Origin of the sequence: Pseudaminobacter soli (ex Li et al. 2025), from assembly GCF_029892515.1 — a bacterium.
In the GTDB taxonomy this organism is placed as follows: Bacteria; Pseudomonadota; Alphaproteobacteria; order Rhizobiales; family Rhizobiaceae; genus Pseudaminobacter; species Pseudaminobacter soli_A.
Window position 1 is genome coordinate 1,213,423 of record NZ_JARXVF010000001.1, and the last position, 25,460, is coordinate 1,238,882.

The window sequence follows — 25,460 nt, forward strand, 5'->3', positions numbered from 1 at the left end:
TCACACTCTCTCCATGTTACCCTAGCTCTGCTAAGCTCGCCCGCCTGAAGGCCGAAAACTGGAGAATGGCAGTGACCGAAGCCCCTTTTCATGCCGCACTGACGGCGCTTCGCGAAGACCGGGAAGAAACCCCGACCAATATGCGCGAGGCCTTCAAGGCCGACCCGCAGCGTTTTGCCAAGTTCTCGCTCACCGACGGCGACCTGTTGTTCGACTGGTCGAAATGCGCCGTCACCACCACGACCATGCATCTGCTTGAAAAGCTGGCGCTGGTAGCCAAGCTGCCGGAGCGGCGCGACGCAATGCTTTCGGGCAAGAAGATCAACATCACCGAAGACCGCGCCGTGCTGCACACGGCATTGCGTGCCGGGCCAGACGCCAAGGTGATCGTGGACGGCAAGGACGTGATGCCCGATGTGCGCGCAGTGCTCGCAGCCATGGGCGCATTCTCGGATGCAATCCGCTCGGGCACGGCCACCGGCGCGACCGGGAAGCGCATCACCGATGTCGTCAATATCGGCATCGGCGGCTCCGACCTCGGCCCCGTCATGGCGACGCTGGCGCTCACGCCCTATCACGACGGGCCGCGCTCGCATTTCGTCTCCAATATCGACGGCGCGCATATCCACGACACGCTAAAGGACCTTTCGCCGGAAACGACGCTATTCATCGTCGCCTCGAAGACCTTCACCACCGTTGAGACCATGACCAATGCCGAGACCGCCCGCAAATGGGTGGAGCAGGCGCTCGGCAAGGAGGCGGTGGGCAAGCACTTCGCCGCCGTTTCGACCGCGCTCGACAAGGTCGCTGCCTTCGGCATTGCGCCCGATCGCGTCTTCGGCTTCTGGGACTGGGTGGGCGGCCGTTATTCGCTGTGGTCGGCGATCGGCCTGCCGATCATGCTCGCGGTCGGGCCGAAGCATTTTGCCGAATTCCTCGCCGGCGCCCACGAAATGGACAACCATTTTGCCGCGGCGCCGCTACTCAAGAACATCCCGGTGGTGATGGGGCTGATCGGCTACTATCACCGCGTCGTCTGCGGCTACCCCGCCCGCGCCGTCATTCCTTACGACCAGCGCCTGGCGCGGCTGCCGGCCTATCTGCAGCAGCTCGACATGGAATCGAACGGCAAGCAGGTGACGCTCGGCGGCCAGAAGGCCGCGACGCCGACTGGCCCGCTCGTCTGGGGCGAGCCCGGCACCAACGGCCAGCACGCCTTCTTCCAGCTGCTGCACCAGGGCACCGACATCATTCCCGTCGAGTTCCTGGCTGCCGCCGAAGGGCATGAACCGGACCTGAAACATCAGCACGACCTGCTGCTGGCCAACTGCCTTGCGCAGTCCGAGGCGCTGATGAAGGGCCGCACGCTGGAAGAGGCGCGGCGGCAGATGCTGACCAAGGGCATGCCGCTCGAAGAAGTCGACCGCATCGCGCCGCACCGCGTGTTCCCCGGCAACCGGCCGTCGATCACGATCCTCTACCGCCTGCTCGACCCGCGCACGCTCGGCCGGCTGATCGCGCTCTACGAGCACCGCGTGTTCGTCGAAGGCACGCTCTATAACATCAACTCCTTCGACCAGTGGGGCGTCGAGCTCGGCAAGGAGCTGGCTACCGCCCTCCTGCCTGTCGTGGAGGGAACGGAAGATGCCGCCCGCAGCGACGCCTCGACCGCCGGATTGGTGCGCCATATCCACCAGCTCAGAGGGGAGTAGACGGATTTGCGTGGCATAAAGGCAATCCTGTTCGACAAGGACGGGACACTGGTGGATTTTCAGAAAACCTGGTTCGCCATTGGCGACGTGATGGCACTGACGGCGGCGGGCGGCGACCGCGAAAAGGCGAATACGCTGCTCGAAGTAGCCGGCTATGATTTCGCCAATCATTGCTTCAAGGCCGACTCCGTCTTTGCCGCCGGCACCAATGCCGAGATCGTCGAGCTCTGGTATCCGGAGGCCAACGAGACCGAGCGCCAGACGATCACCGCCGGCTTCAACACCATCACCGCCGAGGAAGGCGCGGCCGCCTCGGTGGCCCTGCCCGGCAGCAAGGACGCCGTAGCCGCCCTGCATGGCCAGGGCTTCCGGCTGGGTGTCGCCACCAACGACTCCACCAGCGGCGCCGAAAAGACGCTTCTGGCGCTCGGCATCGCGCAGATGTTCGACGCGGCCTATGGCTACGATGCGGTCGCCAACCCCAAGCCGGCGCCGGATGCCATCCACGCCTTTGCCGACCTCACCGGGCTGAAGACTTCCGAGATCGCCATGGTGGGCGACAACCGCCACGACCTCGAAATGGCACGCGCCGGCGGCGCGGGGCTCGTGGTGGGCGTGCTGTCCGGCACGGGCACGCGCGAGACGCTGGCGCCGATGGCCGACGTGATTTTGGACTCGGTGGCCGACCTGCCGGAATTCCTCGGCTCGGCCTGACCGGCCCATGGCAAACGGCCTCTCGATCCGGACGGCAACGCGGAACGATCTTGCCGCGTTGCTCGATCTCTACCGGCATCTCATCCCGGACGAATACGACCTCGACGCCGAGCAGGCCGCTCACATCTGGGAACGCTTTTCGCGCTATGACGGCAGCGCGATCTATGTTGGCGTACAGGACGGCGCGCCGGTTTCCACCTGCACGCTGATCGTAGTGCCGAACCTGACCCGGGGCGGCGTTCCATACGCGCTGATCGAGAATGTCGTCACCCATGCCGAGCATCGCGGGCGCGGATATGGCAAGGCCGTCCTCGAAGCGGCAATCGCCAAAGCCTGGGAACTCGACTGCTACAAGGTGATGCTGCTCACCGGATCGAAAAACCCGGCCACGCTCGGCTTCTACCAAAGCGTCGGCTTCGAGCAGACCAAGACCGGTTTCGAGACGCGGCGACTGCCGAAACGGGAGGGCTAGTTGGGCCTGCATCGCCCCGTTGCCGTCTTCGACGCAGGTATCGGAAGCTATGCGATCGTTGCCGAAATACAGAAGGCATTTCCGCGGCAGGACATTCTCTACCTGGCGGACCGGGCCAGCTTTCCCTACGGGAGCAAAAGCCGGTCCGAACTTCTGTCCATCATGCGTGGGACAATCGCGGTCCTCGGAACTTACGGTCCTTGCGCGATAGTGATCGCTTCCAATGCCCCATCGATCATGGTGCTGGACGAACTGCGCGAAGATGCCACCATTCCGCTGTTCGGAGTGTTTCCTCCGTTGCAGAAGGCACTCGGCCTGTCACGCACCGGCCAAGTTGGCATCATGGGGGTGCAGTTCCGATGCTACGCGAGTACGTCGGAAGGCATCAGTGCGACCCGGCCAATGTCGCTCTGATCAATGCTTCTCCCCTGGTCGATCTGGTGGAGGACGGCTCCTTCCTGTTCGATCCGATCGGGACTCAGGACCGCGTCTCACATTTCATGTCGGACCTGGCTCGCGAGCATCCGCTGATCGACGTGTTCACATTGTCCAGCACGCATCTGCCATGGCTGGCTGGCTTCTTTAGCGCGGCTCAGCCCGACGGCATCTTTCTCGATCCCGCAAAAGACATCGTCTCTGGCCTTGCTGCGGGTCACGAGGGAAACGGGATCGTTCGCGGCCTGGTGACCGAAAGCCCCCGCTTCGATCTGAAATCGCTCCAGGCAATGCTGAACTCGATCGGCGTCGACATTCCGCTTGAGGCAGTGACCCTAGACTAGAAGCGAACGGCCCACTGACGAGGGCCGTTCGGTCAGGACGATCACCCCCGCAGCTCGCGCCTGAGGATCTTGCCGACATTGGTTTTCGGCAGCTCGGTGCGGAATTCGATGTGGCGCGGGCGCTTGTAGCCGGTCAGGTTCTCGCGGCAGAAGGCCATGATGTCCTCGGCCGTGAGGTTCGGGTCCTTCTTAACGATGAACAGCTTGGGCACTTCGCCCGAATGCTCGTCCGGCACGCCGACTGCCGCGACCTCGAGCACGCCCGGATGCCGGGCCACGACATCCTCGAGCTCGTTCGGATAGACGTTGAAGCCCGAGACCAGGATCATGTCCTTCTTGCGGTCGACGATCTTGGTGTAGCCGGCCTCGTTCATGAAGCCCATGTCGCCGGTCTTGAAGAAGCCGTCCGAGGTCATCGCCTTGGCGGTCTCGTCCGGGCGGTTCCAGTAGCCGGCCATGACCTGGGGGCCGCGAATGCAGATTTCGCCGACTTCGCCGAGCGGAACTTCCTTGCCGTCCTCGTCGCGGATCGAAACCTCAGTCGAGGGGATCGGGAGGCCGATGGTGCCCGAAAATTCTTCCGCGTCGAAGCGGTTGGCGGTCGCCACCGGCGATGTCTCCGACAGGCCGTAGCCCTCCGAGATTGTAATGCCGGTCAACTTCTTCCAACGCTCGGCGACCGCGCGCTGCACGGCCATGCCGCCGCCGAAGGTCAGGAGCAGCGGCTTGAAGTCGAGCTTGCGGAAGTCCTCATTGTTGAGCAGCGCGTTGAACAGCGTGTTGAGCCCCGGGAAGATATTGATCGGGTACTTCGCCAGCTCCTTGACGAAGCCGGGTATGTCACGCGGATTGGGGATCAGGATATTGTGCCCGCCCTGCTGCATGCCCATCAGCGCGTTCACCGTCAGCGCGTATATGTGGTAGAGCGGCAGCGCGCAGACGAAGGTCAGCATCTCCGGGCGCGGCTTCTTCACGAAGGCCGTCTCCATCCACAGCATGTTCTGCGCGACATTGGCCAGCACGTTGCGGTGAAGCAGGATCGCGCCCTTCGAGACGCCCGTTGTGCCGCCGGTATATTGCAGGAAGGCGATGTCGTTGCCGTCGACCCGCGCCGGCTTGAAGGTGCGCGCCGCGCCTTCCTTCAGCGCCACCGGAAACTTGACGTGTCCGGGCAGCGACCAGTCAGGCACCATCTTCTTGACGCGCCGCACCACCAGATTGACCAGCAAGCCCTTGAGGCCGAGCATGTCACCCATCGACGCGACGACGACATGCTTGACCGGCGTCTTCGCGACGATCGCCTGCAAGGTGGTCGCAAAATTCTCGAGGATGACGATGGCTTCCGCGCCGGAATCCCGAAGCTGGTGCTCGAGTTCGCGCGGCGTGTAGAGCGGATTGACGTTCACCACCGTGTAGCCGGCGCGCAGCACGCCGAGCAGCGCGACCGGATATTGCAGTACGTTCGGCATCATCAGCGCCACGCGAGCGCCCTGCGTCAGCCCCTTCGACTGCAGATAGGCGCCGAATGCCGCCGACTGGCGCTCCAGTTCGGCAAAGGTGGTGGTCTTGCCCATACAGGTGAAGGCCGGGCGGGTGGCATATTTCTTGGAGGACGCGACCAGAAGATCGCCGATCGACTTGAACTCGAGCGGCTCGATTTCAGCCGGCACATTGTCGGGGTAGCTTGTCAGCCACGGCCGCGCTTCACACGCCGAGGTGGCCCCGTCGGGCTTGCTGGTCACGGGCTCTTTGGCAGGCTCTGCCACGGCATTCACCTTTTCTGCGGTTTTGGATTCTTTGGCGGCAGGCTTGGCCTTGGCCGGAGCTGCCTTCACCGGCTTTTTGGCCCTGGCCGCCTTTTCGTCAATCGGCGCGGCCTTTGTGGACTTCCTGGCCTCGGCCGGCTTTTCGGCGGCCGGCGTCGTCTTCACGGCAGCAGCGTTCGAAGAGGCTTTCTTCTTCGTGGGAGCGGCCTTAGCGGCCGACGACGTGTTTGCGGGCTCTGTTGCCGCATGTCCGTTCGGCTGCGCCTTGGTCGCTTTGCTGGTCGCCTTGGCCATACACGCCTCCCTCGCTGATGCTGCTCTTTGTCGTTTCCGGTTGCCGGCACACGCCTGGCGGCTCGATGCCCCTCGCCTCGCCCCCAGTCTCCTCCACGCGATACTTCGAGCAAAAAACCGCCACGACTTCAATGTATTGTCACAGGGCTCAGAGGTGCAAGTCTTGCCCCTACGTCAACCACTCCTGACCTCGGCAAGACATCAAGCAGAGCCGGCTTTGATCATGCCATCTTCCGTTACGTCCGGTGGTTTTGGCACCCAGGATGGCGAGACGCAAAGTCACGCAGTTTTGTCGTTTCCACGGGATCTATTTCGCAAACACCACTCAAATCGAAACAATATGACTCTGCCGGCAAGAACAATGAAATTTTGTTCTACTGGTCCAATGACTATCAAACAGGAGTTCCAAAGCCGAAAAAACGATGCTTATATGCGGGCTCGAAGCCTGTTAGAGGGGCTTGGATTCATGACAGGGAGTGTTCAATGATAAAGAAGCTGACTTTTGCAGCTGCTCTGGCAGCTGCAACCGCACTGGGCGGTGTGGCAGCGAATGCGAAAACGCTTGTTTATTGCTCTGAAGCGTCGCCGGCAGGCTTTGACCCGTCGCCGTGGAGCGGCGGCAACGATTTCGACGCGTCCTCGCGCACGATCTACTCGCGCCTGGTCGAATTCGAACACGGCAAGACCAGCATCACGCCGGGTCTGGCCGAAAGCTGGACCGTTTCGGACGACGGCCTCGAATACACCTTCAAGCTGCGTCCGGGCGTCAAGTTCCAGACGACCGATTACTTCACCCCGTCGCGTGACCTGAACGCCGACGACGTGATCTTCTCGTTCGAGCGTCAGTGGAAGAAGGAAAGCCCCTGGTACGCCTACCTGCCGGGCACCGGCTGGGAATACTTCACCGGCATGGGCTTCCCGGACCTGCTCAAGGAAATCGTCAAGGTCGACGACCTGACCGTCAAGTTCGTTCTGAACAAGCCGGAAGTCGCCTTCCTGCCTGACCTGGGCATGGACTTCGCCTCGATCGTGTCGAAGGAATATGCAGACCAGCTCGAAAAGGCCGGCAACCTGCAGCAGTTCACCCAGAAGCCGGTCGGCACCGGTCCCTTCCAGTTCGTCGACTACCAGGTTGACTCGGTCATCCGTTACGCGGCCTGGGACGGCTATTTCGGCGGCCGCCAGAAGATCGACGACCTGATCTTCGCAATCACTCCCGATCCGGCAGTGCGCGCGCAGAAGCTGAAGGCCGGCGAGTGCAACATCATGTCCTACCCTGCTCCGGCCGACATCGCCGGCCTGCAGGCTGACGAAAACCTGCACGTTGCCGAGCAGGAAGGCCTGAACATCGGCTACATGGCCTACAACACCACCGTGGCGCCGTTCGACAAGGCCGAGGTCCGCAGGGCCCTCAACATGTCGGTCAACAAGCAGGCCATCATCGACGCGGTCTACCAGGGCGCCGGCCAGGCGGCCGTCAACCCGATCCCGCCGACGATGTGGGGCTACAACAAGGACATCAAGGACGATCCGTACGATCCGGAAGCGGCCAAGAAGATGCTCGAGGAAGCCGGCGTCAAGGATCTCTCGATGAAGATCTGGGCCATGCCGGTCAGCCGTCCGTACAACCCGAACGCCCAGCGCGTTGCCGAGATGATCCAGGCCGACTACGCCAAGGTTGGCGTCAAGGCCGAGATCGTCAGCTACGAGTGGACCGAGTACCGCACCCGCGGCAAGGCCAACGACCGCGACGGCGCCTTCCAGCTCGGCTGGACCGGCGACAACGGCGACCCGGACAACTTCCTGTTCCTGCTGGGCTGCGAGGCCATCGGCCAGTCCAACTACGCCATCTGGTGCAACAAGGAATTCGAAGATCTGCTGCAGGCTGGCAAGAAGACCACTGACCAGGCCGAACGCACCAAGATCTACGAAAAGGCCCAGGAAGTCTTCAAGCGTGAAGCTCCGTGGCTGACCATCGCGCACTCGAAGGTCTTCATGCCCATGACTAAGAACGTCTCGGGCTTCGAGATGGATCCGCTCGGCATCCATCGTTTCGACGGCGTCGACATCGCCGAATAAGAAAAGCGAATGGGGATGGCGCCCCTCCAGGGGCGCCATCTTGCCATCGCCAGAACCATGTTCCGCTATATCCTCAACAAAATCGCCCTGATCGTTCCGACGATCGTCGGCATCTCACTCGCCGCCTTCGCCTTCGTGCGTCTGCTGCCCGGCGACCCGATCCTGGCCATGGCCGGGGAACGCGGCGTCAGCCCTCAACGCTACGCCGAGCTGCTTGAACGCTTCGGCTACAACCGCCCGATCTGGGTCCAGTATTTCGACTACATCAACGGCGTCCTGCACGGCGATTTCGGCGTCTCGCTCGCCACGAAGCGGCCGGTGCTGGGTGAATTCCTGACGCTGTTTCCGGCCACGCTGGAGCTTGCGACCGTTGCCATGCTGCTGGCGGTCCTGATCGGCATTCCCGCCGGCATCTTCGCGGCCGTCAAGCGCGGCTCCTGGTTCGACCAGCTCACCATGGGCGCCGCCCTGACCGGCTATTCCATGCCGATCTTCTGGTGGGGCCTGCTGCTCATCATCTTCTTCTCCGGCACGCTGGGCTGGACGCCGGTTTCCGGCCGCATCGGCCTGCAATACTTCTTCCCGCCCCATACCGGCTTCATGCTGATCGACAGCCTGATCTCGGGCAAGAAGGGCGCCTTCTCGTCTGCCGTCAGTCACCTGATCCTGCCGGCGATCGTGCTGGCCACCATCCCGCTTGCCGTCATTGCGCGCCAGACGCGCTCGGCAATGCTGGAAGTGCTGGGCGAGGACTATGTGCGCACTGCGCGCGCCAAGGGCCTTTCCCCGCGCCGCGTTATCGGCATGCATGCGTTCCGCAATGCGCTGATCCCGGTGGTGACCACCATCGGCCTGCAGGTCGGCACGCTGATGGCGGGCGCGATCCTCACCGAAACCATCTTCTCCTGGCCGGGCATCGGCAAGTGGATGATCGATTCCATCGGCAAGCGCGACTATGTCGTGGTGCAGAGCGGCCTGCTTATGATCGCGCTCATCGTCATGGCCGTGAACCTCGTCGTCGATCTCCTCTACGCCGTGATCAACCCGCGTATCCGCGTGCAGTGAGGCAAGGATGAGCAACGAAGCTACTACCATGCCGGCCAAGGCGGCCGCCCGTCCGGGCGCGCTCGCGGAGTTCTGGCACTATTTCTCTATGAACCGCGGGGCGGTCCTCGGCCTCGTCGTCTTCGCGCTGCTGGTGCTGGTTGCGGTCTTCGCACCGCTAATCGCTCCGCACTCGCCCAACGAACAGTATCGCGATGCGCTGCTGGCCCCGCCGATGTGGTGGGCGAACGGCACGTCGAACTTCATCCTCGGCACCGATGCCGTCGGCCGCGACATCCTTTCGCGACTGATCTTCGGCGCGCGCTACTCGCTGTTCATCGGCGTGGTCGTCGTGACCTTCGCGCTCGTCAGCGGCATCATCCTCGGCCTGCTCGCCGGCTATTTCCGCGGCTGGGTCGACACGGTGATCATGCGCGTGATGGACATCATCCTCGCCTTCCCGTCGCTGCTTCTGGCGCTGGTGCTGGTGGCGATCCTCGGGCCTGGCCTGTTCAACGCGATGCTCGCCATCGCAGTCGTTCTGCAGCCGCACTTCGCACGCCTGACGCGTGCGGCGGTGATGGGCGAAAAGAACCGCGAATATGTCGTCTCCGCCAAGGTGGCGGGCGCCGGGCACATGCGCCTGATGCTGGTGACGATCCTGCCCAACTGTCTTGCACCGCTGATCGTGCAGGCGACGTTGTCCTTCTCCAACGCCATTCTTGAGGCGGCGGCGCTGGGCTTCCTGGGCATGGGCGCACAGCCGCCGACGCCGGAATGGGGCACGATGCTGGCCGCGGCCCGCGAGTTCATCCTTCGCGCGCCCTGGGTGGTGACCTTCCCCGGTCTTGCCATCCTGATCACCGTGCTTGCCATCAACCTGATCGGCGACGGCCTGCGCGACGCCTTCGACCCCAAGCTGAAGAGGTCGTAAGATGCCGCTTCTCGAAATCAGGAACCTTCAAGTCTCCTTCGACACCAGCGCCGGCCAGTTCATGGCCGTGAAGGGCATCGATCTTTCGATCGAGCCGCGCGAGGTGCTGGCGATCGTGGGCGAGTCCGGCTCGGGCAAGTCCGTCTCGATGCTGGCGGTGATGGGCCTCCTGCCCAAGTCCGCCACGGTGACCGCCGACAGCATGACCTTCAACGGTCAGGACATGCTCGCCATGTCGCCGGAGCAGCGCCGCAAGATCATCGGCCGCGACATCGCCATGATCTTCCAGGAGCCGATCGCCAGCCTCAATCCGTGCTTCACGGTCGGCTTCCAGATCGAGGAAGTGCTGCGCGTGCACATGGGCATGGACAAGGCCCAGCGCCGCGCCCGCGCCATCGAGCTGTTCCAGCTGGTCGGCATTCCCGACCCCGCCGACCGGCTCGGGTCCTACCCGCACCAGATGTCGGGCGGCCAGTGCCAGCGCGTGATGATCGCCATGGCGATCGCCTGCAACCCCAAGCTCCTGATCGCCGACGAGCCGACCACCGCGCTCGACGTGACGATCCAGAAGCAGATCCTCGATCTTCTGATGCGCCTGCAGGCCGAGCACGGCATGGGCCTGATCATGATCACCCACAATATGGGCGTGGTCGCCGAGACGGCCGACCGCGTCGTCGTCCAGTACAAGGGACGCAAGATGGAAGAAGCCGACGTTCTGTCGCTGTTTGAATCGCCGAAGAGCGCCTACACCAAGGCGCTCTTGTCGGCCCTGCCCGACAACGCAACCGGCGACCGTCTGCCCACCGTCTCCGACTTCGTGCTCGACGCGCCGGAAGGAGTGTCGGCATGACCAACACCGTTCTCGAAGCCAGGAACCTCAAGCGCGACTACCACGTCTCGGGCGGGATGTTCTCCAAGTCCCGTACCGTGCATGCCCTCAAGGGCGTCAGCTTCTCCGTCGAGAAGGGCAAGACGCTGGCCATCGTTGGCGAAAGCGGCTGCGGCAAGTCCACGCTGGCGCGCATCATCACGCTGATCGATGCACCGACTGCCGGCGAACTCGTCATCGACGACAAGAAGGTGGACATCGCCCGCGAGGGCCTGTCGCCCGAGATGCGCCGCAAGGTGCAGATCGTGTTCCAGAACCCCTACGGTTCGCTCAACCCGCGCCAGAAGATCGGCGACGTGCTGGGTGAGCCGCTGAAGATCAACACCGAGATGCCGGCCTCCGAGCGGCGCGACCGCGCCATGGCGATGCTGAAGAAGGTCGGGCTGGGCGAAGAGCACTTCAACCGCTATCCGCACATGTTCTCCGGCGGCCAGCGCCAGCGTATCGCCATTGCGCGCGCGCTGATGCTGAATCCGAGCCTTCTGGTGCTGGACGAGCCTGTCTCGGCGCTCGACCTTTCGGTGCAGGCACAGGTGCTGAACCTGCTTGCCGACCTGCAGGACGAGTTCAAGCTGACCTACGTCTTCATCAGCCACGACCTTTCGGTGGTGCGCTACATCGCCGACGATGTGATGGTGATGTATTTCGGCGAGGCAGTGGAATACGGCACTCGCGACGAGGTGTTTTCCAGCCCGCAGCACAGCTACACCAAGACGCTGTTTGCGGCGACGCCTCGCGCCGATGTGGAAAGCATCAGGGCGCGCCTGGCCCGCAAGAAAGCGGCCTGAACACTCGATTACGAAGGCGGGCTCCGGCCCGCCTTTTTCGTTTTGGACGAACCCGATCGTCGCCACGCCCGGTTTTCACCGTCTGGCCATTTCAAAGAACACTCCCTTTCGAGAGTTGGGAAGACGGGCGGTCGGGAAACGCGCTCATCTAGTAATTTATCTGCGGTCTCCACGACCGCCCGTTCGATGCGCTTGCCCCGCTCAGTCGCCTCCACATTTGCGTGGCCAGCCGCCGCAAAGGCCCGGACTTGGGGGTTCATCACCCAGCAGCGCCACCGTTAGCGCCACCAGCCCGGACATCGTCGCCCTCCACGCTCATCCGGTTCATGACCCGTGTTCCCGGTGAGGCCGATGCGAGGGATTATGCGGTTGGGGGAAAGGTGGGGGATGAAAGGGGTGGGGATTTTCTTTCGGCGCTAACCATTTCAATTGGTTAGGTTCAAACTGCCCTGAAATTCATCCTCGTTGCAATTGATGAATTGCACAGTTGCTCGGCTGGATCACCGCGGCAGCCCCCTCCCGGCCATACAAGCCACCCTCCCCTCAAGGTCAGGGGAATGCACGTGAAATCACCCCCACCCCTAGCCCCTCCCCACAAGGGGGAGGGGAATCTTGCTGCATGGCAGCTCGGGCCCAACCTTCACCGTTTCTGGCGCCAATGGCACTGAAATCGTCCCCCTCCCCCTTGTGGGGAGGGGCAAGGGGTGGGGGTAGATGGGCTGCGAAGCTCATCAAAACAACCATGTGCGATAGCCCTCCCCTCAAGGGGGAGGGAAAGCCGCGCGTTCGCTCAATGATTATCCCGCGGAATGCCCTTGGTCTGCGCGACGCGCTGGTATTTCGTCGCCGGTTTCAGCACCATGCCTTCCGACAGCTGGTCGACCATGCCGCGCTGGATTTCCTGCCAGGGCGTCTGGTGGGCCGGATAGCGGTAGCCGCCGGCGGCCTCGAGCGCGGTGCGGCGGCTCTGAAGTTCCTCGTTGCTGATGAGGATGTCAGCCGTGCGTTTCCGCAAATCGATGCGGACGCGGTCGCCGGACTTGAGCAGCGCCAGCCCGCCGCCAACCGCGGCTTCCGGCGAGGCGTTGAGGATGGAGGGCGAGCCCGAGGTGCCCGACTGGCGGCCGTCGCCGATGCAGGGCAGCGAGTGCACGCCCTTCTTGATCAGGTAATCCGGCGGTTGCATGTTCACCACCTCGGCAGCGCCGGGGTAGCCGACCGGCCCTGCCCCGCGCATGAACAGGACAGTGTGCTCATCGATGCCGAGTGCGGGATCGTCGATGCGGGCGTGGTAATCCTCCGGCCCGTCGAACACCATCGCCCTGCCCTCGAAGGCATCGGGGTCGGCGGGGTTCGACAGATAGCGCTCGCGGAACTCGGCCGAGATCACGCTGGTCTTCATGATCGCGCTGTCGAACAGATTGCCCTTGAGATTGATGAAGCCTGCGTCCTTCTTCAGCGGATCGGCAACCGGGCGGATGACCTCGGGATTGAGGTTTTCCACCTTGGCGCAATTGTCGCCCATCGAGCGGCCATTGGCGGTGACCGCGCCGGGATGCGGCAGCAGGCCCCCCTTCATCAATTCCATCACCACCGCCGGCACGCCGCCGGCATGATGATAATCCTCGCCCAAAAATTCGCCGGCAGGCTGCAGGTTCACCAAGAGCGGGATCTTGTGACCGATGGCCTGCCAGTCGTCATTGTCGAGCCTGACGCCGAGATGGCGGGCGATGGCGTTGAGATGGATCGGCGCGTTGGTGGAACCGCCGATGGCCGAATTGACGACAATGGCGTTCTCGAAAGCCTCGCGCGTCATGATGTCGGAAGGCTTCAGGTCCTCATGGACCATGCCGACGATGCGCTTGCCCGTCTCATAGGAAATCTGGCCGCGCTCGCGATAGGGCGCGGGGATGGCGGCGGAGCCCGGCAACTGCATGCCGAGCGCCTCGGCGAGGCTGTTCATGGTGGTGGCGGTGCCCATGGTGTTGCAGTAGCCGACTGAGGGCGCCGACGACGCCACTATCTCCATGAACTCGTCATAGTCGATCTCGCCGGCCGACAGCCGCTGGCGCGACTCCCAGACGATGGTACCCGAGCCGGTGCGCTTGCCCTTGTGCCAGCCATTCAGCATCGGCCCGACCGACAGCGCAATCGCCGGGATGTTCACAGTCGCCGCCGCCATCAGCATGGCAGGCGTGGTCTTGTCGCAGCCGATGGTCAGCACCACGCCGTCGAGCGGATAGCCATAAAGCACCTCGACCAGCGACAGATAAGCAAGGTTGCGGTCGAGCGAGGCGGTGGGGCGCTTGCCCGTTTCCTGGATCGGGTGACAGGGGAACTCGAAGGGAATGCCGCCGGCCGCCACGATGCCCTCGCGCACGCGCTTGGCCAGCTCGATGTGATGGCGGTTGCAGGGCGACAGGTCCGAGCCGGTCTGGGCAATGCCGATCAGCGGCTTGCCGGACTGCAGCTCCTCGCGGGTGAGGCCGTAGTTCAGGTAGCGCTCGAGATAGAGCGCGGTCATGCCGGGGTTATCGGGATTGTCGAACCATTCCTGCGAACGGAATTTCTTGCGCGTCTTGGTATCGGCCATCGGCTTCTCCCGGAGTGAGGCTGTGAAATGGTTATGACAAGGTTTTGGGAGCCGCAAGAGGCACGGCGCGCGGACCGCTGCCGAACATGCTATCAGCGCGTGCAACGCTGGAGGAGCGACCGCATGAGCCTGATAGACGACCGTCTCTATATCGACCCCGAACTCGTGCAGTTCTACGACCTCGAAAACGACGGCGGCGCCGATCTCGATTATTGCATCGCCTTTGCCGAGGGCGCGCTGAGCGTGCTCGACCTTGGCTGCGGCACCGGCCAGGTGGCGGTCGCGGTGGCATCCGGCCGCTATGTCACCGGCGTCGACCCGGCCGGCGCCATGCTGGACGTGGCGCGCAGGCGGCCGGGTGGCGAAGGCGTGACATGGGTCGAGGGCGACGCGCGCCATGTGCGGCTCGGCCAAAAGTTCGATCTCGTGCTGCTGACCGGCCATGCCTTCCAGGTGTTTTTGACGGCAGAGGACCAGCAAGCCGTGCTCGCGACGGTTGCCTCTCATCTCGCTCCGGAAGGCCGCTTCATCTTCGACAGCCGTAACCCGGCGGCGCGGGAATGGCTGGAATGGGTGCCGGAGAAGTCGCAGCGGACGGTCGCGCATCCTAGCCTCGGCACGGTGCGGGCCTGGAACGACGCGGCGTGGGACGAAGCGAGCGGGGTCGTGACCTATGACACCTTTTACGAGGCGGCCAACGGACGGCGTATCCATGCGGAGTCGAAAATCGCCTTCCCGGAGAGGAACAGGCTGGCCGGCATGCTGGACGAGGCCGGCCTCGCCGTCGATCGTTGGCTGGGCGACTGGCACGGCGGGCCATGGACGCCGACCTCACGCGAAATCATCCCGATCGGGCGGCCGCGCTAGCGGCAAGTGCTCGGTTCTCAGCACTTTGGTGCGATAGACAAGAAAGGCAACCTCCAGTACCCCTCTGAGAACAATCCACTCGGGAGGAAGTCATGGCTCTGGTCATCGAAGGTGAAGAACACATCGCCGCGCCCGTGCAGAAGGTGTGGGAGGCGCTGAACGACCCTGACGTGCTGAAGGAATGCATTCCCGGCTGCCAGAGCCTGGAGATGAAAACGCCCACCGACATGGCGGCCACCGTGGTGCTGAAGATCGGGCCGATCAAGGCGACCTTCGCCGGCGAAGTGACGCTGACCAACCTGAAGCCGCCGCACTCCTACACCATCACCGGCGAGGGCAAGGGCGGCATCGCCGGCTTCGCCAAGGGCGGCGCGGACGTGACGCTGACCGAGGACGGCCCCGATACGACCATCCTCAAATACGAGGCCAAGGCCGATGTGGGCGGCAAGATCGCCCAGCTCGGCAGCCGGCTGATCACTTCGACGTCGAAGAAACTCGCCGGCCAGTTCTTTTCGAGCTTTGGGGAAAAGGTGAGCGCAGGCTAGCGCTCACTCGAATACGATGTTCGGCACCGCAGATTCGGCCGCGCCGCGCTCTTCCTGGATACGCGTCCAGACCTTGCCGGCAATGTCGCGATAGGTCTTGGCTTCCAGCCCGTCGGGCTTGGAGACCACCACCGGCGCGCCGGCGTCGGAGCTTTCGCGGATGCCCATTTCGAGCGGCACTTCGCCGAGGAAGGTGACGCCCAGGCGCTCGGCTTCCTTCTTGGCGCCGCCATGGCCAAAAATGTCGTAGCGCTTGCCGGTGTCGGGGGCCAGGAAGTAGCTCATGTTCTCGACGATGCCGAGCAGCGGCACGTCGACCTTCTTGAACATGTTGAGGCCCTTGCGCGCGTCAATCAGCGCGAGATCCTGCGGCGTGGAGACGATGACCGCGCCGGCCAGCGGCACTTGCTGGGCCATGGTGAGTTGGGCGTCGCCGGTGCCGGGCGGCATGTCGACCACCAGCACGTCGAGCGGACCCCAATCGACTTCGCGCAGCATCTGGGTGAGCGCTGACATGACCATCGGCCCGCGCCAGATCATCGGCGTTTCCTCGTCGACGAGGAAGCCCATGGACATGACCTTGAGCCCGTATTTTTCCATCGGCCTTATTATTTTGCCGTCGACCGTCTGCGGCCGGCCGTGCAGGTTGAGGAGTTTTGGCATGGAGGGGCCGTAGATGTCGGCATCGAGCACGCCGACCTTCAATCCGTTAGCTGCAAGGCCGAGTGCGACGTTGATGGCGGTCGTCGACTTGCCGACACCGCCCTTGCCGGAAGCAACCGCGATGATTGCCTCGATGCCCGGTACGCCGCGCTTGCCCGGCTGATGGCCGGCGGGCGCGTGCGGGGGTGTGGCGGGTGCGGCCGGGCGCGGAGCGGGACGCGACGGCGGGGCGCTTTCCATGCCGCCGCCCTTCTTCTCGGCGGTCAGCGCCACCATGGCGCTGGCGACACCCGGAATGGACTTCACCACGCGCTCGGCGGCCTCGCGCAGCGGCTCCAGCTCCTTGGCGCGGGCAGCCGGAACGGTGATCGAGAAGAAGACCTTGCTGTCGGCGATGAAGATTTCGGACACCAGGCCGAGGCTGACGATGTCGCCTTCCAGATCGGGCCCCTTGATCGTGCTGAGCTTTTCGAGAACGGTTTCTCTGGTGACTGACATGATGCTTCTTCTGTTTCAGTGTTTGCCTTGAGATAATGCATATCGCGGCTGGAACCAAGCACTGGGCCAGACCTGTCTGAAAGACATCCAGACGAAAAGTTTCGCCTGCCTTGTCGGACCGGCCTTGTCGCCCACGTCCTTGGAAGGCGCGGCCCAAGGCCGTGCCCAAGCGCGAGGAGAAAAACATGCAGAAGATCACCCCGTTCCTGTGGTTCGACAACCAGGCCGAGGAAGCCGCGAAGTTTTACACCTCCATCTTCAAGAACTCGAAGATCGGCGCGATCGCGCGCATGGCCGAAGGTGGACCCGGCCCGGCCGGCAGCGTGCTGACGGTCGAGTTCGAGCTCGACGGCCTCTCCTTCGTCGCACTCAATGGCGGGCCGATGTTCAAGTTCACCGAGGCCGTCTCCATGCAGATCGCTTGCGAGACGCAGGAAGAGGTGGACAGTTTCTGGAGCAAGCTGACGGCCGATGGCGGCCAGCCCGGCCAGTGCGGCTGGCTGAAGGACAGGTTTGGCCTCTCCTGGCAGGTGACGCCGACCGCCCTGCCCCGGCTGCTGAAACAGCCTGACGCGCAGAAGGCGGGCCGGGTGATGCAGGCCATTATGCAGATGACCAAGATCGACATCGCCGAACTTGAGCGGGCGGCGGCCGGTTGAGGGGGCGAAAGTCGATCGCCTCGAGTAGCGGAGGTCCCGCTGGCGCTCCGGCTGGCAACCGGCTAGTTTCGCGCCATGATCGACAAGCTCGAATTCTTCCTCGCGCTCGCCAAGGAGCAGCATTTCGGCCGCGCGGCCGAGGAATGCGGCGTGACCCAGCCGACGCTTTCGGCCGGCATCAAGCAGCTGGAAGACCAGTTGGGCGTGATGCTCGTGCAGCGCGGCTCGCGCTTCCAGGGGCTGACGCCTGAAGGCAGCCGCGTGCTGGAATGGGCGCGCCGCATCGTCGGCGACACGCGCACCATGCGCGAGGAAATGCGCGCCACACGTCACGGCCTCTCGGGCCATGTGCGCATCGCAGCGATCCCCACAGCACTCGCCATGACGCCGCGGCTGACCACGCCGTTCCACGAAAAGCACCCGGCGGTGACGTTTTCGATCATCTCGCGCACCTCGATCGAGGTGCTGACCCTGCTCGACAATTTCGAGATCGACATCGGCATCACCTATCTCGACAACGAGCCGCTCGGCCGCGTCGCATCGGTGCCGCTCTATTCGGAGCGCTACCAGCTCATCACTGCCGCCGGCACACCCTACTCCGAGCGCAAGTCGGTGACCTGGGCCGAGGTGAGCACGCTGCCGCTGTGCCTGCTGACGCCTGACATGCAGAACCGCCGCATAATCAACCGGCATCTGGAAGAAGCGGGCGTGGAGGCGCACACGACGCTCGAATCCAACTCAATGATCGTACTGTTTTCCCATATCCGCACCGGTAAATGGGCCTCGATCATGCCGCTGAACCTGGCCGAGACTTTCGGTTTTGCCGAGCCCATCAGGGCCATTCCCATCGTCGAGCCGGATGCCAGCCATCTCGTTGGCCTGGTGGCGGCGCATCGCGAGCCCCATACGCCGATGGTTTCGGCGCTGCTGCATGAGGCGCGCCTGCTTGCGGCAAGCCTTGTCGCCCTTCGATAGAAATTTTCTATCGACCGACGAAACTGCTCTATTGATTACGCTTTCCGCTTCTGACTAGCGTTGCGGCGTGTATCGAATAGGGAGGGCGCTGCATGAGTCTGCAGCCTGCAGGTACCGACGTCGCCGCAAGGGCGCAATCGGTCATCGATGAATTCAAGGGGCTGGAAGGCCCGCTTCTTCCCATTCTTCACGGCATCCAGGAAGAGTTCGGCTACGTTCCTTCCGAGACCTTGCCGGTGATTGCCGAGGCGCTGAACCTCTCGAAGGCGGAAGTGCACGGCGTCGTCACCTTCTATCACGACTATCGCAATCATCCCGCCGGCCGCCACGTGCTGAAGCTTTGCCGCGCCGAGGCCTGCCAGTCCATGGGCGGCGACGCGATCGCAGCGCAGATCAGCCAGGCGCTGGGCATCGGCTTCCATGAGACGGCTAAGGACAATTCGGTGACGCTGGAGCCGGTGTTCTGCCTGGGCCTCTGCGCCTGCGCCCCGGCCGCCATGCTGGACGGCGAGGTCATTGGCCGGCTCGACGCCGACAAGATCGAAGAAATCGTCGCGGAGGTGCGCTCGTGACCGTCACCATCTACGTTCCCGGCGATTCCGGCGCGCTGGCCCTCGGCGCCGACAAGGTGGCCAAGGCAATCGAAGCGGAAATTCTTGCGCACGGCATCGATGCGCGGATTGTGCGCAACGGCTCGCGCGGCCTCTATTGGCTTGAGCCGATGGTGGAAGTGGCCACCGATGCCGGTCGCGTGGCCTATGGACCGGTTTCGGCGAAGGATGTGCCCTCGCTATTCGAAGCCGGCCTCCTCACCGGCGGCCAGCACAAGCTTTCGCTCGGCGACCCTGAAAAGATCCCGTTCCTTGCCAAGCAGACGCGCCTGACCTTCGCGCGCTGCGGCATCACCGACCCGCTGTCGCTGGACGACTATGAGGCGCATGGCGGTCTGACCGGCCTGAAAAATGCGGTGAAGATGGCGCCGGCCGATGTCGTCAAGCAGGTGACCGATTCCGGCCTGCGCGGACGCGGCGGCGCAGGCTTCCCGACCGGCATCAAGTGGAAGACGGTTCTCGATACGGCCGCCGAGCAGAAATACATCGTCTGCAACGCCGACGAAGGCGACTCCGCCACCTTTGCCGACCGCATGATCATGGAGGGCGACCCCTTCGTGCTGATCGAGGGCATGGCGATTGCCGGCCTCGCCACCGGCGCGACCAAGGGTTTCGTCTATATCCGCTCCGAATATCCGCACGCGATCGCGGTGATGAGCAAGGCCGTCGAGGTGGCGCGCAGCGCCGGCATTCTCGGCAAGAGCGTGCTGGGTGCAGCGCAAGGCTTCGACATCGAAATCCGCTCGGGCGCCGGCGCCTATGTGTGCGGCGAGGAAACCTCGCTGCTGAACAGCCTGGAAGGCAAGCGCGGCGTGGTGCGTGCCAAGCCGCCGCTGCCGGCCATCCATGGCCTGTTCGGCAAGCCGACCGTCATCAACAACGTGATCTCGCTGGCTTCCGTGCCGATCGTCATGGACAAGGGCGCGCAATACTACAAGGACTTCGGCATGGGGCGCTCGCGCGGCACCATCCCGATCCAGATCGCCGGCAACGCCAAGCATGGCGGCCTGTTCGAAGTGGCCTTCGGCCTGACGCTGGGCGAAATCGTCGACGAGATCGGCGGCGGCACCGCAACCGGCCGGCCGGTGAAGGCAGTGCAGGTGGGCGGCCCGCTGGGCGCCTATTTCCCGCGCGCCCTGTTCGACACGCCCTTCGACTATGAGGAATTTGCCAAGCGCGACGGCCTGATCGGCCATGCCGGCATCACCGTGTTCGACGACAGCGCCGATATGATGAAGATGGCGCGCTTTGCCATGGAATTCTGCGCCATCGAAAGCTGCGGCAAGTGCACGCCCTGCCGCATCGGCTCGACGCGCGGCGTGGAAACGCTGGACAAGCTCGCAGGCGGCATCGAGCCCGAGAAGAACCTCGCGCTGGTCACCGACCTCTGCAACACGATGAAATTCGGCTCGCTCTGCGCACTGGGCGGCTTCACGCCCTACCCCGTGATGAGCGCCATCAACCATTTCCCCGAGGATTTCCGGCCGGTTCCGGTCGCCCAGGCAGCGGAATAGGAGACGAAGAATGGGTCTCGTACACGAAATCGATTTCGGCACCCCCGCTTCCAAGGCCGAAAAGCAGGTCACCCTCACCATCGACGGCTTTTCGGTGACCGTGCCGGAAGGCACCTCGGTCATGCGCGCTTCGATGGAGGCCGGCATCCAGGTGCCGAAGCTCTGCGCCACCGACATGGTCGACGCCTTCGGCTCCTGCCGCCTGTGCCTGGTCGAGATCGAAGGTCGCGCCGGAACGCCCGCCTCTTGCACCACGCCGGTGACGCCGGGCATGGTGGTCCACACGCAGACCGGCCGGCTGAAAGACATCCGCAAGGGCGTGATGGAGCTCTACATCTCCGACCACCCGCTCGACTGCCTGACTTGCGCCGCCAACGGCGACTGCGAACTGCAGGACATGGCGGGCGCGGTGGGCCTGCGCGACGTGCGCTACGGCTATGAGGGCGACAACCACGTCAAGGCGAAGAACGACGGCGCCCAGAACTTCAAGTGGATGCCGAAGGACGAGTCCAACCCCTATTTCACCTACGATCCGTCCAAGTGCATCGTCTGCTCGCGCTGCGTGCGGGCCTGCGAAGAGGTGCAGGGCACCTTTGCGCTGACCATCGAGGGCCGCGGCTTCGAAAGCCGCGTTTCGCCGGGCATGCACCAGCTGTTCCTGGACTCGGAATGCGTTTCCTGCGGCGCCTGCGTGCAGGCCTGCCCGACCGCGACGCTGACGGAAAAGTCGGTGATCCAGATCGGCCAGCCGGAGCACTCGGTCGTCACGACCTGCGCCTATTGCGGCGTCGGCTGTTCGTTCAAGGCAGAGATGCGCGGCGAGGAGCTGGTGCGCATGGTGCCGTGGAAGGACGGCAAGGCCAATCGCGGCCACTCCTGCGTCAAGGGCCGCTTCGCTTATGGCTATGCCACGCACAAGGAGCGCATCCTCAACCCGATGATCCGCGAGAAGATCACCGATCCGTGGCGCGAAGTGTCGTGGGAAGAGGCGCTGACCTACACCGCCAACGAATTCCGCCGCATCCAGTACCAGTATGGCCGCGCGGCCATCGGCGGCATCACCTCGTCGCGCTGCACGAATGAAGAGACCTTCCTCGTCCAGAAGCTGATCCGCCAGGGCTTTGGCAACAACAACGTCGACACCTGCGCCCGCGTCTGCCATTCGCCGACCGGCTATGGCCTCGGCCAGACCTACGGCACCTCGGCCGGCACGCAGGACTTCGACTCGGTCGAACACACCGACGTCGCCCTGATCATCGGCGCCAACCCTGCGTCGGCGCATCCGGTGTTCGCATCGCGCCTGAAGAAGCGGCTGCGCGCCGGCGCCAAGCTGATCGTCATCGATCCGCGCCGCACCGAAATGGTCAAGTCGGCGCATATCGAAGCGGCGCACCACCTGGCGCTGAAGCCGGGCACCAACGTCGCCGTCGTCACCTCGCTTGCGCATGTCATCGTCACCGAAGGCCTGTTCAACGAGGCCTTCATCCGCGAGCGCTGCGACTGGTCGGAATTCCAGGACTATGCGGAGTTCGTCTCGGATGCGCGGCACAGCCCCGAGGAAGTCGAAAAGCTGTCGGGCGTGCCGGCGGAGACGATCCGCGGTGCTGCGCGCCTTTACGCCACCGGTGGCAATGGCGCGATCTATTACGGCCTCGGCGTGACCGAGCACAGCCAGGGCTCGACGACCGTCATCGCGATCGCCAACCTCGCCATGCTGACCGGCAATATCGGCCGCAAGGGCGTGGGCGTGAACCCGCTGCGCGGCCAGAACAACGTGCAGGGCGCTTGCGACATGGGCTCGTTCCCGCACGAATTGCCGGGCTATCGGCACATTTCGGGCGATGCCGTGCGCGACATCTATGACAGCCTGTGGGGCGTGAAGCTCGACAACGAGCCGGGCCTGCGCATCCCCAACATGCTCGACGCCGCCGTCGAAGGCACGTTCAAGGGCATCTACATACAGGGCGAGGACATCTTGCAGTCGGACCCCGACACCAAACACGTGTCGGCCGGCCTCGCCGCGATGGAATGCGTGGTCGTGCAGGACCTGTTCCTCAACGAGACGGCGAACTACGCGCACGTCTTCCTGCCGGGCTCGACCTTCCTCGAGAAGGACGGCACCTTCACCAATGCCGAGCGCCGCATCAACCGCGTGCGCAAGGTGATGAGCCCGAAGAACGGCTATGCCGACTGGGAAGTGACGCAGAAGCTCGCCCAGGCGATGGGCCTGAACTGGAACTACCAGCACCCGTCCGAGATCATGGACGAGGTGGCCAAGACGACGCCGAGCTTCGCCAACGTCTCCTACGAGTTCCTCGAAAAGATGGGCTCGGTGCAGTGGCCGTGCAACGAGAAGGCGCCGGAAGGCACGCCGATCATGCATATCGACGGCTTCGTGCGCGGCAAGGGCAAGTTCATCCGCACCGAATATGTGGCGACCGACGAAAAGACCGGTCCGCGCTTCCCGCTGCTGCTCACCACCGGCCGCATCCTTAGCCAGTACAATGTCGGCGCGCAGACCCGCCGCACCGACAATGTGGTGTGGCACGACGAGGACCGGCTGGAGATCCATCCGCACGATGCCGAGAACCGCGGCATCCGCGACGGCGACTGGGTGAGGCTGGCTAGCCGCGCCGGCGAGACGACGCTGCGCGCGCTCGTCACCGACAAGGTGTCGCCGGGCGTGGTCTACACCACCTTCCACCATCCCGACACGCAGGCCAACGTCATCACCACCGACTTCTCCGACTGGGCGACCAACTGCCCAGAATACAAGGTGACTGCGGTACAGGTGGCGCCCTCCAACGGCCCGTCGGAATGGCAGAAGGAGTACAACGAGCAGGCACGCCAGAGCCGCCGCATCGCGGGTCGGCTGGAAGCGGCGGAGTAGGAGGGCTCGCGATGAGCCCTCGCCCTGCCACAACGCAGATCACCCGCATTGCGCGCCGCGCGAGCGGGACGGCTGCGGCGCTGCGCATGGTGCCGGAGGAAACGCCGATCGCGCTTTCCTATGCCGGCACCACGCATGCCGTCATGATGGCGAGCCCTGCCGATTTCGAGGATTTTGCGCTCGGCTTCTCGCTGACCGAGGGCATCGTGGGCTCGGCCGAGGAGATCGAGACGATCGAGGTCGAGGATCTTGAAGCCGGCATCGACATCCAGATCCGGCTGAAGGATCAGGCCAATACGCGCTTCCAGGCTCGGCGGCGCCGGCTGGCCGGCCCGGTCGGCTGCGGGCTGTGCGGCATCGAATCCATCGATGAGGCGATGCGCTCAGTGTGCCAGGTAGGCGCGGCAGCACTCACGCTTTCCGAGGACGACGTCGTCCAGTCGGTAAAGCTGCTTTCGAAGGCGCAGCCGATGCACGCCGAAACCGGGGCGGTGCACGCCGCCGGCTTCTACGTGCCCGGCCAGGGCGTGGTGCTGGCGCGCGAGGATGTAGGCCGCCACAATGCGCTCGACAAGCTTGCCGGCGGACTGGCGCGGGTTGGCATCGCAGGCGCCAGCGGCGCAGTGGTCGTCACCTCCCGCGTTTCGGTCGAGATGGTGCAGAAGACTGCTGCCATCGGCTCGCGCTTCATCATCGCCGTCTCGGCCCCGACCGCGCTCGCCATCCGCACCGCGGACGAAGCCGGCATGACGCTGGTGGCGCTGGTGCGCGGCGACGACTTTGACATTTTCACCAATCCAGACCGCGTTATTTCCGGAGCAGCACGCCATGTCGCTTGATGAACACAGGGCCAGCACGCGCGACAAGATCATCCGCATGGCCAACCAGATCGCGACCTTCTTCCACTCCAAGCCGCGCGAAGAAGGCATTGCCGGCACGGCCGAGCACATCAACAAGTTCTGGGAGCCGCGCATGCGCCGTCACCTGTTCGAGATCATCGACGCCGACGGCGAAGGGCTGGACGAGCTGGTGCTCGCCGCGTCCGCAACCATCAGGCGCCCGGCCGACGCGGCGGCTTGAGGCTGCCGATTTTTTCGGCCTGGGGTTAGCCCAGTTCTGAACTGGCCTTGATGGCGCCACCGTCGAGGCATGGATCCCCGTGACCATTCGGACCCCGCCATTCGCTGCGCTCCTGGCGAAATCCGAATGGCACGAGGATGACGCCAGCGCGGAGTGGGCGGCTTACCCTCGCTTCGATGGCAAGCCGATGCCCCTGCCCTCGATTGCAAGCTGATCGCTTTAAGAGTTCGACCCCCACTCCGCCTCGCTATGCTCGGCACCTCTCCCCCGGTCGACGGGGGCGAGGAAACGCCGTCCGCGATCTTGGCGCCCTTCCTCTCCCCTTTTGAGGGGGAGAGGTGCCGAGCGAAGCGAGGCGGAGTGGGGGTAAGTCGCGCCATAAGCGATTACCCCACCCTTCAAGGGGGGGCCGACGTGCCATCCCCGTCGTCCTCGGGCCGGAGCACGAGCGGAGCGAAGTGTGGAGGTTCCGGGGACCCATGCCTCGACGGGGAAACCGTCGCTTCGTTACAGGACAACGCGCGTACGGTGCCCGCCCGGGACTTTGCCCGGACGGGAAAAGGCCCCCGACTGCGTGTCCGCGTTACATCAAACCGAGCTGCTTGTAGAAGCCCAAGGCGTCGTAATAGTCGGCCTGGTGGGTGATCTTGCCGTTGCCGATCTCGAACACCGATGCGCCGTCGAACTTGAAACTCTTGCCGGTGGCCTTGGTGCCGTCGGCCCAGGCGCCGGTGTTGGTGCCGGAGAACTGCCACTCGAAGGACACGCGGCCATCCTGCACGATTGGCGAGCCCTTCATCTTCCACACCGCGTCCGGCACGGCGTTGAGGAAATTGTCGATGACGCCCGTCTTGGCCGCCTCGCGACCCTCGACCGGCGTGCCGACCGAAGCATCGTAATAGGTGACGTTGTCGGCGAAATGGCTCGCCGCCTTGGCGGAATCGTGGGCATTCCACGCCGCCAGATAGGATTCCACGACCGCCTGCGGCGTGTCGTCGGCCATGGCCGGCCGCATGATGGTCATGCCCGCCAGAGCGAGGGCACCGGTGACTGCGAGAAACTGACGCCTGCGCATGCTATTCCTCCCTGTTTTT

The 25,460-nt window shown here is 64.0% G+C and carries 24 protein-coding genes; 20 read left to right on the forward strand and 4 right to left on the reverse strand.

The genetic code is table 11. The annotated features are described in order from the left end of the window. Positions 1–65 precede the first annotated feature (65 nt). Genes pgi through M2281_RS05725 form a run of 5 tightly spaced genes read left to right on the forward strand, consistent with a single transcriptional unit; the run spans position 66 to position 3,677 of the window. Positions 66–1,712, forward strand: a complete 1,647-nt coding sequence (gene pgi, locus M2281_RS05705; protein WP_425537672.1) for a glucose-6-phosphate isomerase — start codon at positions 66–68, stop codon at positions 1,710–1,712. A gap of 6 nt (positions 1,713–1,718) precedes the next feature. Beyond that, positions 1,719–2,426, forward strand: a complete 708-nt coding sequence (locus M2281_RS05710; RefSeq protein ID WP_280820116.1) for an HAD family hydrolase — start codon at positions 1,719–1,721, stop codon at positions 2,424–2,426. 7 nt (positions 2,427–2,433) lie between these two features. Beyond that, a complete protein-coding gene (locus tag M2281_RS05715; RefSeq protein WP_280820117.1) occupies positions 2,434–2,898 on the forward strand; it encodes a GNAT family N-acetyltransferase in 465 nt (154 codons plus the stop codon). After that, entirely contained in the window at positions 2,899–3,312 is a 414-nt protein-coding gene (locus M2281_RS05720; protein WP_280820118.1) for a glutamate racemase, read from the forward strand. It abuts the gene before it with no gap. Continuing rightward, a complete protein-coding gene (locus M2281_RS05725; RefSeq protein ID WP_280820119.1) occupies positions 3,258–3,677 on the forward strand; it encodes a hypothetical protein in 420 nt (139 codons plus the stop codon). Before M2281_RS05720 ends, M2281_RS05725 begins: the two co-directional genes overlap by 55 nt. 41 nt (positions 3,678–3,718) lie before the next feature. Here the strand turns inward: M2281_RS05725 and M2281_RS05730 are convergent, their stop codons facing one another. Further along, a complete protein-coding gene (locus M2281_RS05730; RefSeq protein WP_425537673.1) occupies positions 3,719–5,419 on the reverse strand; it encodes a long-chain fatty acid--CoA ligase in 1,701 nt (566 codons plus the stop codon). Between M2281_RS05730 and M2281_RS05735 the strand changes: the two genes are divergently transcribed. Genes M2281_RS05735 through M2281_RS05760 form a run of 6 tightly spaced genes read left to right on the forward strand, consistent with a single transcriptional unit; the run spans position 5,409 to position 11,471 of the window. Then, complete coding sequence (locus tag M2281_RS05735) at positions 5,409–6,224, forward strand: hypothetical protein (RefSeq protein WP_280821183.1); 816 nt, start codon at positions 5,409–5,411, stop codon at positions 6,222–6,224. The genes M2281_RS05730 and M2281_RS05735 overlap by 11 nt on opposite strands. After that, positions 6,221–7,816: an ABC transporter substrate-binding protein gene (locus M2281_RS05740; protein ID WP_280820120.1), complete on the forward strand. Its 1,596-nt coding sequence runs from the start codon at positions 6,221–6,223 to the stop codon at positions 7,814–7,816. Before M2281_RS05735 ends, M2281_RS05740 begins: the two co-directional genes overlap by 4 nt. A gap of 57 nt (positions 7,817–7,873) precedes the next feature. Continuing rightward, positions 7,874–8,881 carry an ABC transporter permease subunit gene (locus tag M2281_RS05745; RefSeq protein ID WP_280821129.1) on the forward strand — a complete coding sequence of 336 codons (1,008 nt, stop codon included), beginning with the start codon at positions 7,874–7,876 and terminating at the stop codon, positions 8,879–8,881. A 7-nt stretch (positions 8,882–8,888) separates the two neighbouring features. After that, positions 8,889–9,794, forward strand: a complete 906-nt coding sequence (locus M2281_RS05750) for an ABC transporter permease subunit (RefSeq protein ID WP_280820121.1) — start codon at positions 8,889–8,891, stop codon at positions 9,792–9,794. A gap of 1 nt (position 9,795) precedes the next feature. Next, complete coding sequence (locus M2281_RS05755; protein ID WP_280820122.1) at positions 9,796–10,644, forward strand: ABC transporter ATP-binding protein; 849 nt, start codon at positions 9,796–9,798, stop codon at positions 10,642–10,644. After that, positions 10,641–11,471: a dipeptide ABC transporter ATP-binding protein gene (locus M2281_RS05760; RefSeq protein WP_280820123.1), complete on the forward strand. Its 831-nt coding sequence runs from the start codon at positions 10,641–10,643 to the stop codon at positions 11,469–11,471. The genes M2281_RS05755 and M2281_RS05760 overlap by 4 nt, the downstream gene beginning before the upstream one ends. 790 nt (positions 11,472–12,261) lie before the next feature. Here M2281_RS05760 and M2281_RS05765 read toward each other — a convergent pair. Continuing rightward, on the reverse strand, positions 12,262–14,064 hold the full coding sequence (locus tag M2281_RS05765) for an IlvD/Edd family dehydratase (protein ID WP_280820124.1): 1,803 nt from the start codon (positions 14,062–14,064) through the stop codon (positions 12,262–12,264). Positions 14,065–14,187: 123 nt separating this feature from the next. Between M2281_RS05765 and M2281_RS05770 the strand changes: the two genes are divergently transcribed. Both M2281_RS05770 and M2281_RS05775 read left to right on the forward strand, forming a co-directional pair. Next, complete coding sequence (locus M2281_RS05770) at positions 14,188–14,931, forward strand: class I SAM-dependent methyltransferase (protein ID WP_425537674.1); 744 nt, start codon at positions 14,188–14,190, stop codon at positions 14,929–14,931. A 92-nt stretch (positions 14,932–15,023) separates the two neighbouring features. Continuing rightward, on the forward strand, positions 15,024–15,476 hold the full coding sequence (locus tag M2281_RS05775; protein WP_280820125.1) for an SRPBCC family protein: 453 nt from the start codon (positions 15,024–15,026) through the stop codon (positions 15,474–15,476). Between the two features lie 3 nt (positions 15,477–15,479). On the opposite strand, the gene M2281_RS05780 is transcribed toward M2281_RS05775, so the two are convergent. Beyond that, positions 15,480–16,637, reverse strand: coding sequence for an Mrp/NBP35 family ATP-binding protein (locus tag M2281_RS05780; RefSeq protein ID WP_280820126.1), 1,158 nt, complete (start codon positions 16,635–16,637; stop codon positions 15,480–15,482). Between the two features lie 185 nt (positions 16,638–16,822). On the opposite strand from M2281_RS05780, the gene M2281_RS05785 reads away from it, so the two are divergent. The 7 genes from M2281_RS05785 (at position 16,823) to M2281_RS05815 (ending at position 24,366) form a co-directional block, all read left to right on the forward strand. Beyond that, positions 16,823–17,296 carry a VOC family protein gene (locus M2281_RS05785; RefSeq protein WP_280820127.1) on the forward strand — a complete coding sequence of 158 codons (474 nt, stop codon included), beginning with the start codon at positions 16,823–16,825 and terminating at the stop codon, positions 17,294–17,296. Between the two features lie 75 nt (positions 17,297–17,371). Next, positions 17,372–18,271, forward strand: coding sequence for a LysR family transcriptional regulator (locus tag M2281_RS05790; RefSeq protein ID WP_280820128.1), 900 nt, complete (start codon positions 17,372–17,374; stop codon positions 18,269–18,271). 92 nt (positions 18,272–18,363) lie between these two features. Next, a complete protein-coding gene (locus M2281_RS05795; protein ID WP_280820129.1) occupies positions 18,364–18,843 on the forward strand; it encodes a formate dehydrogenase subunit gamma in 480 nt (159 codons plus the stop codon). Continuing rightward, the gene (locus M2281_RS05800; protein ID WP_280820130.1) at positions 18,840–20,396 is read left to right on the forward strand and encodes a formate dehydrogenase beta subunit; all 1,557 of its coding nucleotides are present in this window, start codon (positions 18,840–18,842) and stop codon (positions 20,394–20,396) included. The genes M2281_RS05795 and M2281_RS05800 overlap by 4 nt, the downstream gene beginning before the upstream one ends. Before the next feature lie 10 nt (positions 20,397–20,406). Then, entirely contained in the window at positions 20,407–23,286 is a 2,880-nt protein-coding gene (gene fdhF, locus M2281_RS05805; RefSeq protein ID WP_280820131.1) for a formate dehydrogenase subunit alpha, read from the forward strand. Between the two features lie 11 nt (positions 23,287–23,297). After that, a complete protein-coding gene (gene fdhD / locus M2281_RS05810) occupies positions 23,298–24,125 on the forward strand; it encodes a formate dehydrogenase accessory sulfurtransferase FdhD (RefSeq protein ID WP_280820132.1) in 828 nt (275 codons plus the stop codon). Next, complete coding sequence (locus M2281_RS05815) at positions 24,115–24,366, forward strand: formate dehydrogenase subunit delta (RefSeq protein WP_280820133.1); 252 nt, start codon at positions 24,115–24,117, stop codon at positions 24,364–24,366. The genes fdhD and M2281_RS05815 overlap by 11 nt, the downstream gene beginning before the upstream one ends. A 583-nt stretch (positions 24,367–24,949) precedes the next feature. Here the strand turns inward: M2281_RS05815 and M2281_RS05820 are convergent. Continuing rightward, positions 24,950–25,441 (reverse strand): ester cyclase, encoded by a 492-nt coding sequence (locus M2281_RS05820; protein WP_280820134.1) that lies wholly within the window; start codon positions 25,439–25,441, stop codon positions 24,950–24,952. Positions 25,442–25,460 lie beyond the last annotated feature (19 nt).

Excerpts from the sequence above, each read along its gene's own strand:
- pgi (WP_425537672.1), top strand. The coding sequence starts at position 66 with ATGGCAGTGACCGAAGCCCCTTTTCATGCCGCACTGACGGCGCTTCGC.
- M2281_RS05715 (WP_280820117.1), top strand. The coding sequence starts at position 2,434 with ATGGCAAACGGCCTCTCGATCCGGACGGCAACGCGGAACGATCTTGCC.
- M2281_RS05725 (WP_280820119.1), top strand. The coding sequence starts at position 3,258 with ATGCTACGCGAGTACGTCGGAAGGCATCAGTGCGACCCGGCCAATGTC.
- M2281_RS05740 (WP_280820120.1), top strand. The coding sequence starts at position 6,221 with ATGATAAAGAAGCTGACTTTTGCAGCTGCTCTGGCAGCTGCAACCGCA.
- M2281_RS05745 (WP_280821129.1), top strand. The coding sequence starts at position 7,874 with ATGTTCCGCTATATCCTCAACAAAATCGCCCTGATCGTTCCGACGATC.
- M2281_RS05750 (WP_280820121.1), top strand. The coding sequence starts at position 8,889 with ATGAGCAACGAAGCTACTACCATGCCGGCCAAGGCGGCCGCCCGTCCG.
- M2281_RS05755 (WP_280820122.1), top strand. The coding sequence starts at position 9,796 with ATGCCGCTTCTCGAAATCAGGAACCTTCAAGTCTCCTTCGACACCAGC.
- M2281_RS05760 (WP_280820123.1), top strand. The coding sequence starts at position 10,641 with ATGACCAACACCGTTCTCGAAGCCAGGAACCTCAAGCGCGACTACCAC.
- M2281_RS05765 (WP_280820124.1), bottom strand. The coding sequence starts at position 14,064 with ATGGCCGATACCAAGACGCGCAAGAAATTCCGTTCGCAGGAATGGTTC.
- M2281_RS05770 (WP_425537674.1), top strand. The coding sequence starts at position 14,188 with ATGAGCCTGATAGACGACCGTCTCTATATCGACCCCGAACTCGTGCAG.
- M2281_RS05775 (WP_280820125.1), top strand. The coding sequence starts at position 15,024 with ATGGCTCTGGTCATCGAAGGTGAAGAACACATCGCCGCGCCCGTGCAG.
- M2281_RS05780 (WP_280820126.1), bottom strand. The coding sequence starts at position 16,637 with ATGTCAGTCACCAGAGAAACCGTTCTCGAAAAGCTCAGCACGATCAAG.
- M2281_RS05785 (WP_280820127.1), top strand. The coding sequence starts at position 16,823 with ATGCAGAAGATCACCCCGTTCCTGTGGTTCGACAACCAGGCCGAGGAA.
- M2281_RS05790 (WP_280820128.1), top strand. The coding sequence starts at position 17,372 with ATGATCGACAAGCTCGAATTCTTCCTCGCGCTCGCCAAGGAGCAGCAT.
- M2281_RS05795 (WP_280820129.1), top strand. The coding sequence starts at position 18,364 with ATGAGTCTGCAGCCTGCAGGTACCGACGTCGCCGCAAGGGCGCAATCG.
- fdhF (WP_280820131.1), top strand. The coding sequence starts at position 20,407 with ATGGGTCTCGTACACGAAATCGATTTCGGCACCCCCGCTTCCAAGGCC.
- fdhD (WP_280820132.1), top strand. The coding sequence starts at position 23,298 with ATGAGCCCTCGCCCTGCCACAACGCAGATCACCCGCATTGCGCGCCGC.
- M2281_RS05815 (WP_280820133.1), top strand. The coding sequence starts at position 24,115 with ATGTCGCTTGATGAACACAGGGCCAGCACGCGCGACAAGATCATCCGC.
- M2281_RS05820 (WP_280820134.1), bottom strand. The coding sequence starts at position 25,441 with ATGCGCAGGCGTCAGTTTCTCGCAGTCACCGGTGCCCTCGCTCTGGCG.